A 16,090-nucleotide genomic window follows, 5' to 3' on the forward strand; every position below is an offset into this window, starting at 1 on the left:
AGGCCGCCGCTGATGTCGGGCCCGGATTCGGCGTCGCTGTCGGTGTCGGAGCCGAAGAGGCCGCCGCTGATGTCGGGTCCGGACTCGGCGTCGCTGTCGGTATCGCTGCCGAACAGGCCGCCGCTCATGTCGGGTCCGTCGGACTCGGCATCGCTGTCGGCGTTGGTGTCGGTGCTGGTGCTGGTCTCGGGGGTCGTGACGGCGGGCGGAGCCGCCGGAGCAGGGGCCGACTCGGCCGGTGGCGTCGAGTCCACCGTCGTCGACGGGCTCGGCACCTCGGTGGACGGCGTCGTCGGCTGTGCCGGGGCAGCCGCGGGAGCCGGCTGTGGCGGGTCCAGCCGCAGGGTCAGAGCCTGGAGAACCTGGTTGTTCTGCGGTGCGCGAGCGTCCTCGAACACCTGGGAGAAGTACTGGCTTTCGGGACTGTCCTTCTGCGAGAGGTTCTTCAGCAGGTCAGCGATCTGGGCGACGTCGTTTCGAGCTGAACCGGGAACGTCGGGATCGACCGGATCGCCCGGCGTGTTGCTCGGGGCGTTGTCGGACAGCTTTTGCTGGAGGTCCGGCTTCTGCGACTCGAGCAGACCGATGATCTTGTCGAGCTGGTCCTTGGTGAGATCGACCGTGTTGGAGTCGTCGAGGAACTTCGTCGACAGCGGCTTGCCGTCGATGACGCTGCTGATCTCCTTGACGGCGTCGTCGGGGAGTCCGGAAAGGATGTTCGCGACGTCCGCGCCCTTACCCGGGACCGCGGGCGCGAGCATGGAGGCGACCTGGGAGACGGTGCTGGCTGCCTCGTCGGGGTCGCGGTTCGGCGACTCCACGTAGTCCCGGAGCGCCGAGAAGGTCTCGACGGCGGAGGTCAGGTTGATCGCCTGCTTCACATCCGGGTTGGTCTTGGCAGCTTCGATCCACGCGGTGTCCGCTCGCAGACCGTCGCTCACGTTGTTCAGGTTCGACGTGGCGGCGTCGCTGCCGGGGACGCTCGGATAAGGGGTCTTGTTGGTGAGAACGGAGATGTTCGGCCGTTCGACGAGGTGCGCGAGGTTCGTGGAGTTCGCGCCCTCGTTGATCGCGGGCAGGGTGCCGAACTGGAAGACCTGCTGGAACACCGCCTGGGGCATGGACCCGGTGTTCACCACCAGGACGTCGCCCGGCTTCAGGTCGTTGATCTGCTGATCCAGGTCGGGTGAGGCGATGTCCGCGCGCTTCAGCCAGTCGGCCTTGAGCTCCGGTACGAACCAGACCGGCGACGGAGTGATCTCCATCATGATCGCGGGCTTCTGGTCCAGCGAGTGCAGAGCCATCGCCAGGTGGTTCGACACGCCGGGACGGTTCACGAGGTCGACGGCCCCGAGGCCGTAGACCGGCATCAGGTCGGCCTTGTCGTTGAGCACCGCGTCGGCGACCTTCTTGATGCCGTCCGCCTTCGCGGGGTTGGCGGGCATCTCCTGGTCGATGAGCTTGGCCAGTTCCGGCGAACTGGTGATCTTCGGGACGTCGTAGACGTACCTGGCGTCAGGGCTGATGTGCGGGTCCAGATCGATGATCTGGACGTCACTGCCGGGGGAGTCGCGCTTGATGAGGAGCCGCTTGCTGCTGTCCCAGGCGTAAGGCTTGAGGATGAGAGCTTCGTTGACGTTGTTCTTGTTGAGGTAGTTGGTGGCGCCGACCGGGTCGTGCACGCTGAGTGAGTCGTCGCCTGCCGACAGCAGCAACGTGTTGCTGTCGTCGGGATGGTTCGGCGAGCTGGTGACCTCGACCGGCTGCAGGTCCGGCGTGATCAGGAGTTCCATCTTCTTCGCGGACTCCGGATCGGTGACAAAGGTGATCTTGTCCTGGTAGCCGCCGTCGCGCAGCGCCTTCACCAGCGTCGTCGCTGCGGCCTGGTGGCCGAGCCCCGCCGCGTTGTCCACCGCGACGACGACATTGTCGACGTCCGCCAGCAGTTCGTTCACCGTCGGAGGGGCAGCAGAGGTCGTGGAGTCCCGCTGGACATCGGTGGACGAGTCGGAGTCGGAAGCACGGCCCGCGTCCGTGTTGGGGCCGGGGTTCGGTGCGGCGGCCGCGGGCGGCAGCACGACCAGGCCGGGCATGGGGTTGGCCGTCGTGTTCGGGTTCGCCGTGGTGTTCGGGTTCGGCGCCGCGCCGGTGGGCGGCGCGGGAGCCGGCCGCGTCTGAACGCTCGGGTCGCCGGGGTTGGGCGTGTTCGTGTCCGGGGTGGGCTTGGACCCGGCAGGGGGAGCGTTGGTCTCGGGCTTCGGCGTGTTCGCCGCGGGAACGGCGGTGTCCGGCCTCGGCGACGGCGTGTTCGCCGGCGGCACGTTCGTCGCGGGGTTGGGCGACGGGGTGTTCGCGGGCGGCACGTTCGTGGCCGGTGCAGGAGACGGCGTGTTCGCGGGCGGCACGTTCGTCGCCGGGGTGGGCGACGGCGTGTTCGTCGGCGGGACGTTCGTCTCGGGCCGCGGAGACGGCGTGGAGGCCGGGGGAGTGTTGGTGTTCGGCGCCGGGTTCGGCGTGTTGGCCGGCGGGGTGTTGGTCTCGGGCCTGGGAGCCGGGTTCGGGTTCGGCGAGGTGTTCGCCGGGGGAACGGTGGTCTCGGGCCGCGGAGCCGGCGCGGGCGTGTTCGCCGGCGGGGTGTTGACCGGAGGCGTGTTCGCCGGCGGCGGCGTGTTGACCGGAGGCGTGTTGGTGTTCGGCGTGTTGACCGGAGGCACGTTTGCCGGCGGCGTGTTGACCGGCGGGGTGTTCACCGGAGGCACGTTCGCGGGCGGCGCCGGGCGTGTCTGCACGGGCGGTGCGTCGGCACGCGGCGGCTGCGCGGACGGCGTCGTCTCCGAACGGGGAGACGGCGTGTTCGCCGGCGGCACGTTGGTCGACGGCGCGTTGGTCGCCGGGTTCGGCGAAGGCGCGTTGGCCGGTGGGGTGTTGGTCGCCGGGTTGGGGGCCGGCGTGTTGACGTTCGGCGTGGGCGACGGTGTGTTGACCGGCGGCACGTTCGCGGGCGGCGCCGGACGCGTCTGCGCCGGCGGCGTGTCGGCGCGCGGCGGCTGAGCCGACGGCGTCGTGTCCTGGCGCGGCGACGGCACGTTCGTGTTCGGCGCGTTGGTGTTCGGTGCGGGCGACGGCGCGTTGGTGCTGGGCGCGTTGGTGTTCGGTGCGGGCGACGACACCGGCGGTGCCACCGGAGCCGGCCGCGACTGGGCGGCGGGCGGCGGCACGTTCGCCGCGGGAGGCGGCGTCGACACCGGCGGCGTGCCGGGCCGGTTCTGCGCGGGCGGCGCGACGTTCGTGTTCGGCGCGGGCGCCGGTGAAGAGACCGGTGGCGTGCCAGGACGGTTCTGTGCCGGCGGTGCCGTGTTCGGCGAGGTCGTCGAAGGCGCGGTGGCCGCGGGCGGAGGGGACAGCGGCGTCGGCTTCGGGGCCGGCGGCGGCGTGGACGGCGACGACTGCGGCGGAGCCTTGGTGATGGTGCTGTCGGGCGACGGGGGCTTGGGCGCGTCGAACACGCCCTTCGCGCCGCCACCGGCGGGGGTGAACTTGCTGCCGCCGCGTTCGCCACCGGTCGCACCGGGGTTCGCGCCGCCAGGTGCCATCGGCGGTGCCATGGGAGGAGCAGCCGCGGCGGACGGCGTCGCGCCGGGGGCTCCGCCGGCACGAGGGCCGGCGCTCTGCGGCGGGGTGGCGACGGCGCTCTGCGAACCGGGCGCCGTCGGGCCGCCGGGGTTGCCGGGGCCGTTGTAGCCCGGCGCCGTCGGCGTGAAGGGAGCAGGGGCCTTGGCACCGCCGCCGGCAGCCGAGGAGCCAGGAGCCGAGGAACCGGGAGTCGCGCCACCGGCCGTCGGCGTCGCGCCACCGGCGCTGCCGGGGTTGCCGGGCGCGTTGTAGCCGGGTGCCGTCGGCGTGAAGGGAGCGGGGCCCTTGGCGCCACCGGCGGGCGGCGTCGCGCCACCCGTGGGCGACGGGGTGCCGCCGACGCCCGGCTTCGGGGCCGGGGGCGGAGTCGAGGGCGAGGAAGACGGCGGGGCCTTGGTGATGGTGCTGTCGGGTGAGGGCGGCTTGGGCGCGTCGAACACGCCCTTCGCACTGCCGCCGGCGGGGGTGTACTTGCTGCCGCCACGCTCACCGCCGGCCGCGCCACCGGGGTTCGCGCCGCCCATCGGCGGGGCCATGGGGGGTGCCCCGGCAGACGTCGCCCCGCCGCGCGAAGGCGACGTCACGGCGCCCTGCGGGCCGGGAGCGGACGTGGCGGGCTTGGTGCCGGCCGCGCCGCCGGGAGTGTTGGGGCCGTTGTAACCGGGCGCCGTCGGCGTGAAGGCCGCGGGGCCCTTGGCGCCGCCACCGGGCGTCGCACCGCCACCGGGAGTCGCGCCCCCGCCCTTGGCGCCGCCACCAGGCGTCGCACCGCTACCGGGCGTCGCGCCCGTGCCCTTGCCTCCGGGAGGCGTCGAACCGGGAGCCGTCGGCGTGTAGGCCGCGGGACCCTTGGCGCCGCCACCAGGCGTCGCGCCCCCGCCCTTGCCTCCAGCGGCGGTCGCACCGCCAGGTGGGGTGTAGCCGGGCGCGGTCGGCGTGAACGCCGCGGGGCTCTTGACGCCGCCGGCCGCGCCTCCCTTGCCACCGGCGGCGTTGGTGCCGCCGGGCGGGGTGTAGCCGGGTGCGGTCGGGGTGAAGGCAGCGGGTGCCTTGGCACCGCCACCAGGCGTGGCACCGGCACCGCCCTTGATGTTCGGGGCCGCGCCCGCCGCGGCACCACCGGTGGCCTTCCCGCCGCCGGCCGTGCCGCCCTTGGCGCCGCCACCGGGCGGGGTGTAGCCGGGTGCGGTCGGGGTGAAGGCAGCGGGTGCCTTGGCACCGCCGCCAGGCGTCGCGCCGGCGCCACCCTTGATGTTCGGGGTCGCGCCTGCCGCGGCACCACCGGCGGGGTTCACGCCGGACGCGCCGCCCTTGGCGCCGCCGCCACCGGGCGGGGTGTAGCCGGGTGCCGTCGGGGTGAACGCGGCGGGAGCCTTGGCACCGCCGCCAGGAGTCGCGCCCGCGCCGCCCTTGATGTTCGGGGCCGGACCGGCCGCGGCACCACCCGTGGGTCCCTTGCCGCCGCCGGGCGTCGCGCCCGCGCCACCCTTGATCGCCTGTGGGCCGGTGACGTTGGGGCCGCCGGCGGTTCCCTTGCCGCCGCCGGTCGCGCCGCCGCCGCCGTTGATCGCCTGTGGGCCGGTGACGTTGGGGCCGCCAGGAGTCTTGTTGCCCGGCGTGTTGGTGCCGGCGCCGGGCACGTTCTTCGCGCCGGTGGTCGAGTCGATCGACTTGATGTTGGTCTGGTTGGTCTGGTCGACCTGCACGGCGGTCTGCTGCGTCGCCTTCAGGTTCGTCTGGACCTCGGTGAACGCCTTGGCGCCCTTGTCGGCCTGCGAGACGGCGTTGTCGTTGGACGCGTTGAGCGCCGGCACCGCGAACAGGCCGATGGGCCCGAGCGCGTTGCCGCTGAAGTTCAGGCCCCGCAGGCCGGACGAGATGCTCGTCAGCCGGGACCCCAGGTCACCCGCCTTGCTCTGCAACCCCTGCATCGAGGAGTCGTTCATGGAGAAACCGGAGTTGCCGGTGGGGCCGCCTCCGCCCGTTCCGCTGGTGGGCGGTGCCGAGGGGGGAGGGTTGGCTCCCGGGTTCGGCGCTGGGTTGGGATTGACGTTCCCCTTGGCCATGAGCGGCGATTCTCCAGTGCTGCGTCAGAACAAGGCGGGATCGCGGGGATCCCGGCTGTTGGCTGGACTTACTCTGTCGGCCGGACGGACCGCTCGTGCGCGATGGTCGGACGCAGCGGCTGGGCCGCGGCACCGCCGGCCGCTTCGTAGCCGACGGTCGGCTGAAGCGGCTCACTCGCCATGAGCGGGTTGACGCTCTCGTAAACGGGCTGCGCGTCGACGCGCGACGGCTCGAGAGCGTCGTACGCGTGCGACATCTGCGTGCGCGCGAGCGGCTCGTAACCCGACTGGGCCTGCAACGGCTCGGACGGCGTGTCCGGGCTGGTGTACACCTCACGCGCCTGCATCGGCTGGACGGACTCGTGCATCGGGGCGCCCCCGGTCATGCTGACGCCGGACACCATCGTGGAGTCCTGCGCCGACGCACGGGAGAACGCCACGGGAGCCTCGGCCGCCTCCACGCGGGAGAACGCCATCGGGGCCTGAACCGCCTCGGCCCGCTGCATCGGCTGAAGCGGCTGCACGGCGTCCATCTGCGTGCGCTGCAGCGTGTGCATCGGCTCGGCCGCGTGCATCGCCGTACGGGCCTGCAACGGCTCGGTGGCGTGCATCGCGGTACGGGCCTGCATCGGCTGCTCGACCGCGTCCATCGCACGGACAGCCTGCATCGGCTGAAGCGGCTCGGACGCCAGTCGCTTGGCGGCCATCATCGGCTCTGCGGCTTCCGTGCGCCTGAGGGCCTGCATCGGCTCGCCCGCGTCCATCGCCCTGAGGGGAGCGTTCGGGAGCGTTGCCTGCGCGTATCCGTCCTGCATGACGGTGCCCACGCGGGCGTTCGGGAGCGACGCCGTGGCGGTCGTGTCCGCGAGCGTCTTGCCACCCGAAGCGACCTGGGTGTCTGCGAGCGTCTTGCCACCGGAGGCACCGGGCGGGGTGTTGCCCCTGCCCTCCATGGCCTCGTCGATCTTGTCGTCGACACCCTTCTGGGCCTTGTAGCCCTCGTAGGTGATCTCGGCGACGTCGGCGGAGTTCTCGAACCGCTCCCAGCCCTTGCTGACCTTCTTCATGATGTCGTCGAGGTCGCCGATGCGCTTCATCTGACGGCCGAGGGCGGCGACGACGCGGGCGACGCGGGACGCGATGTTCACGCCCAGCGCGACGGCCTTGCCGACCGCGAAGCCACCGAAGATCGGGATCGACGCGCCGAAGGTCGGGATCATCATGGCGACGGCGATGAGCGCGCCACCGATCAGCGAACCGATCAGCTGGGCGATCAGGTCGCGGACGATGTCACGCAGCACCGTGACGAGCATGCCCATGATCGCGACGATCTTGGCCTTGGACTCGACGGCGTTCGCCAGGTCGTCGAGCTCGTGGCTCATGTTGTCCATCGACGCCTGGAAGCGCTCGGACGACTGACCCGTCCAGCCGTCGAACGTCGCGAGACCGCTCTTGTGGTCCTCGGCCAGCACCCGCAGCTCGGCCGCGCGCGCCTTGTTGGCCTCGACGTTGGCCTGGATCTCCTCCGGGTTGCCCATCAGCTGGTTCAGGGCGTCCCGCAGGAACGAGACGTGCTCGATCAGCCAGCCGACGCCGGCGCCGATGATGCTGCCGAGCGGGTCGATCGCGAGCATCACCGTGGCCGAGGCCGCGCCGATGGCGTTGAACGTGATGTCGAGAGCCTTCTCGGTCTCGGACTCCGCGTCCTTGCTGATGCCGTCGATCAGGCTGCCGTAGGCCTCGATGAACAGCGAGCCCTTGAGCTTGTTCTCCTCGGTGATCTTCATCCCGGGAGGAGACGGGAGTGGAGTTTCAGGCGCGGTCATCGCTGTTCCTTACCAGGGGTTGTCGTCGTCATCGTCGTCGTCCGCACGGGGCCGGCCGCGGACGGGCGCCGGCTGCGGGGTTGCCGCCGGCTTGCTCACCGGAGGAGCCGGAGCGGGTTCCGGCTCGTCGTCGACCTCGTCGTACTGGTCGACTTCCTCGTCGAACTCGTCGTCCGGGATCGCGTCCGACGCCATCTGGTAGGCCTCGGTGCCCTCGCCGAGCGGCTTGAAGAGCTCGAGGACCTGCGTCGCCGCCTGCTTCTGGGCCTTCCGCGCGGTCTCCAGGATCAGCGCCGTGAGCCGGGGCCCGCCCAGCTCGACCGCGCGGTGCCCGAGCTGCAGGTTCTGCAGGCCGCCGTTGGGACCCACCGTCACGGTCACCGCGCCGTCCTTCGACGTCACCGTGGCGGAGGCCGCGGCCACGTTCTCCGAGAGGTTCTCCGACTTCTGCTTCAGGTCGGCCAGCTTGGCCTCGTACTCTTCGACCCACTGATAAGGGTTCGCGGGATTCACACGTTCCTCCGGCGGCGGCGGTTCAACTGAGACGCGCTAGTTCACGCGAGCACAGCGTCGATTCGGGTGGCGATGCGGTCGTTGTCGGTCGGCGAGACGCTCATCCAGCCGTCCGAGTTGACCATCAGATAACGGCCCTGGTGGGTGTCGAACCAGTTGATGACGACACCCGACCGCTGCCGGCCGTGGGTGACGCCGAACTGGCCGCCCGCGACGCGGTTCGAGGCGAGCTCGTCGAACTGCTTCGCGTCCTGGGGGGACAGACCGGCCTGCTGCAGCGCCTCCTGGTCGTCCACCCCGCCGTCGCCGAACAGGTCGTCGTTGGGGTCCACCTCCTGGGCCTCCTGCAACGCGACCGCGTCCTGAAGGGACTGGACCCGGACGTTCACCGCCGTGCCAGGACCGGGCACGGCGTCGGGCAGCACCTTCACGATCTCGCGGGCGATCCCGGTCTCCCGGATCTCGAGCAGTCCGACCCGGTCGTCGTCGATGATCGCCAGCGCGGCGCGCCGGCCGTTGGAAACGGCCAGCGCGCGCACGGTGCGGTCAAGACCGGCGACGGCGTCCACGGACACCTCGTGGTCGTCGAGCAGCCGCAGGAAGTCCTCGAGACGCTGGTTGTCCACGAGCCCGCGGGACCGCAGCTCGTCCATCGTCTTCGTGACGAGCACGCGGCGTTCCTGCTCGGTTTCGCCCTCGTTCGGCACGTCCAGCGGGTACGGCACTCTGCCGAGCTGCAGGGCGTGCCACAACACGTCGAACTCGCGCGGCGAGAGCAGGAACTCGGGCGTGATCACTGCGACTCGGTCCCCTTCTGCTTCTTGACCTTCGCGGCACCGATCACCGACGGGGGCAGGTTCTCACCGGGGACCTCGAACAGGTCGCCGCCCATGATGTAGCTGGCGGAACGGTGTTCCTTGTCGTCCTCGCCCTTGCCGCCACCGGGAGCGCCACCCATCGGCGCGCCACCCATGCCGGCACCGGCCGCGGAGGCGCCACCGGGGCCCATGCCCATCGGCATGCCGCCACGTCCGGCCTGGCCCTGGACACCGGCCGCGCCGCCGGGCTGCATCGCGCCCGCACCGGAGCCCGCCGCACCGCCCGCGCCACCGCCGAACGCACCGCCGCCGCCGCCTCCGGCACCCATCTGGGGGGAGTACGGCATTCCGCCCTTCATGCCGGCGCCACCACCAGCGCCACCGCCGCCACCACCGGCACCGCCGCCCGCACCACCGGGACCGGTGTAACCGGGCGCCGAGGGGTTGTAGGCCGCGGGACCCTTGGGGTTCTGCGGGACGTAGTTCGGGTTCGACAGGTCCTTGCCGACGACCGGGACCTTCGGGATGTTCTGGTTCTGGCCGGTGTTCGACTTGCCACCGGTGCCCATCTGAGGCGTGTAGCCGGGCGCGGTCGGCGTGTAGCTGCTACCGCCGCCACCGCCACCCCCACCGCTGCTGCTGGTGTACGTGCTGCCCGTGTTGCCGGGGCTGTAACCAGGCGCGGTCGGCGTGTAGGCCGCCGCGGTGTTGGTGTTCGTGTTGCCCATCTGCGGCGTGTAGCTGCTGCCGCCACCGGCGCCACCGCCCGCACCGCCACCGGCTCCGGATCCCGCTCCGGTGTAGCCGGGCGCGCTCGGGTTGTAGGCCGCCGCGGCGGGCTGGTTCACGCCACTGCCGCCGCCCGCGCCGCCGCCGGCTCCAGCGCCCGCGCCGGAACCCGACTGGCCGTTGGTGGTCGGAGGGGCCGCCGTCGCCGCTCCGGCACTCGCCGCCTGGGTGGACATGAGGCCGTCCGCGCCACCGGTGAACGCGGCCGCGCCGGAGCGCGGCACCGCCATCACCGGCTCCTCGACCATGCCGGTGTTCGGGTTGAACGGCGGCTTGAACGCGGGCGTCGTCGAGTCGATCTGGCGGGAGTTGTTCTCCATGTCGGTCATCACGGTGACCGCCTGGTCGTGCGCCGCGCGCGACGCGGCGTTGGCGAGCGCGATGTCGGCGGAGGCCAGCACGAAGGCGGGCGTACCGGGCTGGGCGAGCGCGGCCGCGGCCTTGTTCCAGTCGAACTCGACCGGCGGGGGCATCTGCGCCCTGGCGTTCTCCATGACCCGGCCCTGGTCGGCGACCTTGGTGCCGACGTCGACGGCCGTCTTCGCGGTCTCGTCGACCCAGTCCCCGAGCTTCTTCATCGCGGCACGGGCGGCCTCGGCGGCTCCACCCGTCCACTTCGACTCCGACGCGGTGATGACCGAGTTGATGGTCCGGGACGCCTCGGTCAGCTCGTTGCCGTACTTGCTCCAGTCGGAGCTGATCTGGCCGGCTTGACCGGGGTCGTTGTTGTTGTGCACCGCGGCATACAGCTCTTGGTGCGATCGGGACGCCCAGTTCTGCGGGTCCGTGAGGACCGGGACGTTCTCGATCTCGCTCGGGTCGGTCTCGGGGGGCATGACCGGCTCGCCTCTCACTCCGTTGGATCAGCTGGCCACAAGATCAGCTGTTACCCATGTGCTTCTTCAGTTCGGCCTGCTGTTCCTCGTCGAGCTTCGTGAAGTTCCCGATCGCTTCGACGATGGAGTTCTTCGTCTGCTCCAGAACCGTGCGGTACGCGGTCATGACGCTGACGAACGAGTACTGCTCACCCTCGGCGCGATGCGTGAACTTGTCGCGCATCTTGTCGCCGACCGGGTTCGCGCCAAGCGGCGCCGGGCGGGCGATGCTCGAGTTGGCGCGTTCGATCCAGGAGTCGACCTGGTCGATCTGGGTCTGGAACTGCTTGCGGAGTTCCTCGCCCGCCTCCGGGTCGATCTGCACCTGGCCCGTGCTGACGGTGTCGCCGAGCGGGACAGCCTTGTTGTCACCGACGATGTACATGCGGGCAGTATCGGGGGTCTTTTCGCGCATCGCTCACTTTGCCGCGCGCGAGTTACCAATTGAGATCCGCGTTCACAATGCGTTGTCACTGACCGAATCGGGCCACGAACTGGTGAACGTCGTGTAACAGCGTGATCGTTTGCCCTGGTTGTGGGAGCGCTCTCGGGGGGCTGCCCGTTCGGGCTCCCGATCTCTGTTCACATCCCTGGAACGGCCCTTGACCTGGGTCGACTGTGACTCAAATCACATAGGGCATTCTCTGGAATTTAGGGCTTTCTTGAGGTCCGTCACAGCCTGGTTCGTCGTTCACCGGATCGGCTGAATCGGTCGACGGAGACGACAACGCGGGCGCACTCCGGAGAGTACGCCCGCGATGCCCGATTTGGATCATTCTTGTGCGCTGGAACGCACCACTCTCAGGCCAGTACCGCGTCGATCCGCGTGGCGATCTTGTCGTTGTCGGTGGGCGACAGGCTGAGCCAGCCGTCGGAACGCACCATCAGGTAGCGCCCCTGATGGGTGTCGAACCAGTTGATGACCACGTCAGCGCGGTGTCGTCCGTGCGTGACACCGAACTGGCCACCCGCGACCCGGTTCTGCGCTAGCTCGTCCATCTGCCGCGCGTCCTGCGCGGACAGTCCGGCCTTCAGCAACGCCTCGCGGTCGTCGAGCTCCTCGTCGGCCGCACCCCACGGGTCCTCGGAGTCCTCCTCCTGCTCGGCCTCCTGCAGCGCGACGGCCTGCTGCAACGTCTCCAGGCGCACCGACAGCGCGCTGCCGGGCCCCGCCACCCCGTTGGGCAGCACCCTGACGATCTCGCGGGCGAGGGCGGTGGGCCTGATCGCCGACAGGCCGACGGTCTCGCCGTCGATGACGGCCAGCACGGCCTCCGTCCCGCCGGCGGCGGCCAGTGCCCGCACGGTCCGGTCGAGCCCGGCGACGGCGTCCACGGACACCTCGTGGTCGCCGAGCACCCGCAACAGGTCCTCCAGCCGCGGGTCGTCGGCGATGCCACGCCGCCGCAGTCCGGCGATCGTGCTGGCCTGCAATGCTTTGACGTCCTGCTCGGTCGCTCCTTCGCTGGGCACGTCGAGCGGGTACGGCATTCTGCCGAGCCGCAGCGTCTGCCACAGCACCTCGAACTCGCGGGTCGACAGCAAGTACTCGGGCGTGATCACGAGTGCTCGGAACCTTTCTGCTCTGCCTGCTTTGCGCGCAGTATCGGGCAGAAATGCGTCAACCGTTCCTCATCGGCCGAATACGTACCCGGTTGAGACGAATGTTCACAATCAGTCGCGCCGGGTGGAAACGGGCCACTTCCGGGCGAACGGAACCTGTGCGCACGCTTGTTTTCCCAGGTTCTGGGAGCGCTCTCAATGCGTGACCTGGGCAGACGCTCCCTGCCCGTTCACACGTCCTCGCGGCGGCCCTGCGGCCGGTTGGGTGTGACCCAAATCACGTCGCCTGGGCGGTCCTGCGATGTGAGACGCACCCTTGCGGTGGGTAGCTAACTTCGGACGCATGATCTCTCGGCGCGGCGTGCTCCTCGCGGCAGGACTCTCGGTGCTGCCTTCGGTGCTTCCTGCCAGGGCCGTGGCGGCCCCCACGATCGTGAAACCGTTGCCCGACACGGACTTCATCGTGCACGGCACCAACGCGGAGACGCGCTGGGAGGCCCTGCGCGGCACCGGTTCGCTAACGCCTGTGTCGAAGTTCTTCGTCCGCAACCACACCTCGACCCCGCTGATCGACCCCACGTCCTGGCGGCTGGAGATCCACGGCTCCGGAGTGACGCGCCCGTTGTCGCTGTCGCTGCGAGACCTGCGCGCACTGCCGTCGTGCTCGGTCGAGGCGGTGATCGAGTGCGCGGGCAACGGCCGCAGCTTCTTCACCACGCAGCAGGGCCAAACCGTGTCGGGCACACCCTGGAAGCTCGGCGCCGTCGGCAACGCCCGCTGGCGCGGGGTGTCGCTCGGCCTGCTCCTGCGGCTGGCGGGCCTGCGCCGCTCCGCCGTCGACGTGCTGCCCGCCGGTCTGGACGCGGAGTACGTGACCGGCGGCGTGAACCTGGGTCGCGTCCGGCGGCCGCTGCCCGTGGCCAAGGCCCTGGACGACGTGCTGGTGGCGTACGAGATGAACGGCGCCGACCTGCCGCCGGACCACGGTTTCCCGGCGCGGCTGGTGGTGCCGGGGTGGATCGGGATCGCGAGCATCAAGTGGCTGGGCTCGCTGGAGGTGTCGGCGTCGGCGCTGCACTCGCCCTGGGACACGCAGTACTACCGGCTGCTCGGACCCACGTATCCGGCCGAGGGCACTCTGGTGACCTCGCAGGTCGGCAAGAGCGCCTTCGAACTCGGCTGGGGTGCCGTGGTGCCGGCCGGCCGCCAGGTGCTGACCGGACGGTCCTGGTCGCCGGACGGGGTGCGGAAGGTCGAGGTGTCGACGGACGGGCGGTCGTGGCGGCGGGCCACGCCGGTGTCGCGCGGCGGGTGGACCCGGTGGCAGGTGCCGTGGCAGGCGACTCCGGGGGAGCACGTGCTGCGGGCTCGGGTGGACGGGCAGCCGGACGAGTCGCCGTACAACACGCAGGGCTACCTGTTCGGGGCCGTTGTCAGGCATCCGGTGACGGTGGCCTGAAGGTTCGTGCTCTCAATAACTTCAGTGTTGACCGAATGCAAGTCCCGTGGCGGCGGCTGAGCTGAGGAATCCGTTGCCAGACGCTCAAACCACATCGAGGCCGCCTGCGGAGCGGTCTTGAGCTGTGGGGGCACATCGAACGCACGAGACTTATGTTCGAGGTACGGGCCGTGCTGTCTGGGCGGCTTGTTCTCGCCTTGGCCCGTGGATCGGCATCGAGGCGTGTAGCCGCCCGAACGAACCTGACCGGGTAGCTGGGTTCGCGCAGGCTCTCCACGTCTCGGTACACACACGAGGCGGGCCGGGTACGCCCAATTTCAATTCTGGTGACCGCGACCGACAGGCTCGGCGTGCTCGGCACAGCACCCCCGAGGGTGTGAAGATCGGCGGGTGACTGTCTCCCCGTGGGCGCCCCTGCGCCGCAGCGCGTTCCGTGCGCTGTGGCTCGCCCAGTTCGCCTCCAACATCGGCACGTGGGCGCAGACGGTCGGTGCCCAGTGGCTCATGGGCGACCTGGGCGGCAGCGCCCTGCAGGTCGCGCTCGTCCAGACCGCCACGACGCTGCCGGTGTTCCTGCTGGTCGTGCCGTCCGGCGCGCTCGGCGACATCCTCGACCGGCGGCACGTGCTGATCTCCGGCCAGGCGTTGATGCTCGCGGGTGCGGGTGGGTTGATGGTGCTGGCGGGCACGGACAAGGCGACGCCGTCGAGCCTTCTGGGGCTGTTGGCGCTCATGGCGATCGGGCAGGCGTTGTCGATGCCCTCGTTCCAGGCCATTCAGCCGGAACTGGTGTCGCGCGAGGAGATTCCGCAGGCCGCGCTGCTCAACGGCGTCAACATGAACGTCGGGCGCGCGATCGGGCCCGCGCTGGGCGGGTTGCTGATTGCGCTGGCCGGGTCGGAGGCGACGTTCGCGTTCAACACGGTGAGCTTCTTCGGCGTGCTGATCGTGCTCTCGCGGTGGAAGCGGCCGTCGGATCACCGGCCGCTCGGGACCGAGCACATCACCACCGCCATGCGGACGGGTGCGCGGTACGTGGCCAGTTCGCCGTTGTTCCGGCGCGTGCTCACGCGGCTGACGTTGTTCATCGTGTTCGGCAGCGGGTTGTGGGCGCTGCTGCCGGCGATCGCGCGCGGGCCGTTGCGACTCGACGCGAGCGGGTACGGCGTGTTGCTCGGCAGTGTCGGGGCGGGGGCGATCGGCGGCGCGTTCGTGGTGCCGAAGTTGTTGCAGCGCATGAGCAAGAACCGGATGGTGCTGCTCGCGACGTTCGTCTACGCGGCGGCGACCAGCACGGCGGTGCTGACGCAGAGCTTCGCGGTGGTGATCGTGGCGATGCTGCTGACCGGCGCCTGCTGGATCGCCACGCTGTCGACGTTCAACGCCCTCGCGCAGGTGCTGCTGCCTGCGTGGACACGGGCACGTGCGTTGGCCTACTACCAGCTGATCCTCATGGGCGGGCAGGCGCTCGGCGCGGTCGTGTGGGGCGTGATCGCGGACGCGTACAGCCTCAAGGTCGCCATGATCGTGCCCGCGGTGGCGATGGTCGTGCTGGCCGCCGGGGCGACGAGGTGGCTGCCGCTGCACGACCGCCCGCTCGACGTCAGCCCGGCGACCTACTGGGAGGAACCGCCGGAGATCACCGACACCGACGCGGGCCCGGTGCTGGTCACCGTGGAGTGGCCGGTCGCACCGGAGAACGAGGACGCGTTCATCGACGCCATGCAGCGCGTCGGCAGGGCCCGGCGCAGAACGGGCGCCACGATGTGGGGGTTGTTCCGGGACACCGAGACACCCGAGACGTTCCTGGAGACCTTCACCGTGGCGACCTGGCAGGAACACCTGCGCCAGCACGTCGAACGCGGCACCGTCGTGGACCAGGAGAACCAGGAGGTGGCACGCGCGCTGGCCAAGGGACCGGCGCACGTGCGGCACCTGCTGTTCGCCGAGCCGACCAAGCCCGACTAGGCGTTGTAGGCCTCGACCGTCACGCAGGGCTGTTCGGACGTGAGGTCGCGCTCGTGCCACGACAGCGTGACCTCACGCGACTCACCAGGCAGCAGCCACAGGTAGTTGTCGCTGTAGAACGTCGGCAGCACACGGGTGTCCGAACGCCGGTCGCGCAGGCCGATCCGGATCATCGCCGCCACGACCTCGCCCGTGTTCCGCACCTCCACCGTCAGCCTGCGGCGGTCGCCGTCATGACGGGTGCTCCCCACGTCCGTCGAGACGCGCGCGTGGCCCAGCGAGTTCAGACCCCGCATGTCCGACGGCGCGCGGTAACGCCAGTAGGTGTTCTCGGACCGCAGCCGGTCGCCGTCGAACAGCCGCAGCCGCACCAGGTGCAACGGGGACGCGTGCGGGGGCACCTCGAACAGATCCGCTTTCCCGGACGGCCCGACCTCGACGTCGGCCTTCTGCGTGCTCAGCACCGCGCCGGTCAGTGAGTGCACCGTTGCCTCGACCCGGCCGCGCAGGATGCCGTTGGTGTGGTTGAGAACCGCCACCTGCCAACTGTCCGAAGAGGCCTGGACGTGCTGCGGCTCGC

Annotated in this window: 9 protein-coding genes and 1 pseudogene; 2 read left to right on the forward strand and 8 right to left on the reverse strand. The window is 70.7% G+C overall.

Translation table 11 applies throughout. The features are described from left to right. The 7 genes and pseudogenes from ACH413_RS21660 to ACH413_RS21690 all read right to left on the reverse strand — a co-directional run. A pseudogene (locus ACH413_RS21660) lies at positions 1-5,579 on the reverse strand (hypothetical protein); the annotation flags it as partial. A gap of 188 nt (positions 5,580-5,767) precedes the next feature. After that, positions 5,768-7,486, reverse strand: coding sequence for a hypothetical protein (locus ACH413_RS21665; RefSeq protein ID WP_360039539.1), 1,719 nt, complete (start codon positions 7,484-7,486; stop codon positions 5,768-5,770). 48 nt (positions 7,487-7,534) lie between these two features. Continuing rightward, entirely contained in the window at positions 7,535-8,038 is a 504-nt protein-coding gene (locus ACH413_RS21670) for a YbaB/EbfC family nucleoid-associated protein (RefSeq protein WP_360039537.1), read from the reverse strand. A gap of 41 nt (positions 8,039-8,079) precedes the next feature. Next, positions 8,080-8,835: an ESX secretion-associated protein EspG gene (locus tag ACH413_RS21675; protein ID WP_360039534.1), complete on the reverse strand. Its 756-nt coding sequence runs from the start codon at positions 8,833-8,835 to the stop codon at positions 8,080-8,082. Then, positions 8,832-10,481, reverse strand: coding sequence for a PPE domain-containing protein (locus ACH413_RS21680; protein ID WP_360039531.1), 1,650 nt, complete (start codon positions 10,479-10,481; stop codon positions 8,832-8,834). The genes ACH413_RS21675 and ACH413_RS21680 overlap by 4 nt, the downstream gene beginning before the upstream one ends. 43 nt (positions 10,482-10,524) lie before the next feature. Then, on the reverse strand, positions 10,525-10,905 hold the full coding sequence (locus tag ACH413_RS21685; protein WP_360039528.1) for a hypothetical protein: 381 nt from the start codon (positions 10,903-10,905) through the stop codon (positions 10,525-10,527). Positions 10,906-11,321: 416 nt separating this feature from the next. Then, on the reverse strand, positions 11,322-12,083 hold the full coding sequence (locus ACH413_RS21690) for an ESX secretion-associated protein EspG (RefSeq protein ID WP_360039526.1): 762 nt from the start codon (positions 12,081-12,083) through the stop codon (positions 11,322-11,324). 343 nt (positions 12,084-12,426) lie between these two features. Here ACH413_RS21690 and ACH413_RS21695 point away from each other — a divergent pair, with 343 nt between their 5' ends. Together ACH413_RS21695 and ACH413_RS21700 are read left to right on the forward strand one after the other, a co-directional pair. Continuing rightward, positions 12,427-13,542 (forward strand): molybdopterin-dependent oxidoreductase, encoded by a 1,116-nt coding sequence (locus ACH413_RS21695; protein WP_360039523.1) that lies wholly within the window; start codon positions 12,427-12,429, stop codon positions 13,540-13,542. A 390-nt stretch (positions 13,543-13,932) separates the two neighbouring features. After that, the gene (locus tag ACH413_RS21700; RefSeq protein WP_360039520.1) at positions 13,933-15,510 is read left to right on the forward strand and encodes an MFS transporter; all 1,578 of its coding nucleotides are present in this window, start codon (positions 13,933-13,935) and stop codon (positions 15,508-15,510) included. Here ACH413_RS21700 and ACH413_RS21705 read toward each other — a convergent pair. Then, positions 15,507-16,090: glycoside hydrolase family 2 protein (locus ACH413_RS21705; protein WP_396425112.1), on the reverse strand; the 584-nt coding region annotated here is incomplete at its 5' end. The two genes, ACH413_RS21700 and ACH413_RS21705, sit on opposite strands and share 4 nt — an antisense overlap.

The sequence above is a fragment of the Lentzea sp. NPDC020367 genome, from assembly GCF_044387305.1.
In the GTDB taxonomy this organism is placed as follows: domain Bacteria; phylum Actinomycetota; class Actinomycetes; order Mycobacteriales; family Pseudonocardiaceae; genus Lentzea.

What these genes read in the sequence shown, in the direction of transcription:
- ACH413_RS21695 (WP_360039523.1), top strand. Translation starts at nt 12,427, where the DNA reads ATGATCTCTCGGCGCGGCGTGCTCCTCGCGGCAGGACTCTCGGTGCTG.
- ACH413_RS21685 (WP_360039528.1), bottom strand. Translation starts at nt 10,905, where the DNA reads ATGTACATCGTCGGTGACAACAAGGCTGTCCCGCTCGGCGACACCGTC.
- ACH413_RS21665 (WP_360039539.1), bottom strand. Translation starts at nt 7,486, where the DNA reads ATGAAGATCACCGAGGAGAACAAGCTCAAGGGCTCGCTGTTCATCGAG.
- ACH413_RS21680 (WP_360039531.1), bottom strand. Translation starts at nt 10,481, where the DNA reads ATGCCCCCCGAGACCGACCCGAGCGAGATCGAGAACGTCCCGGTCCTC.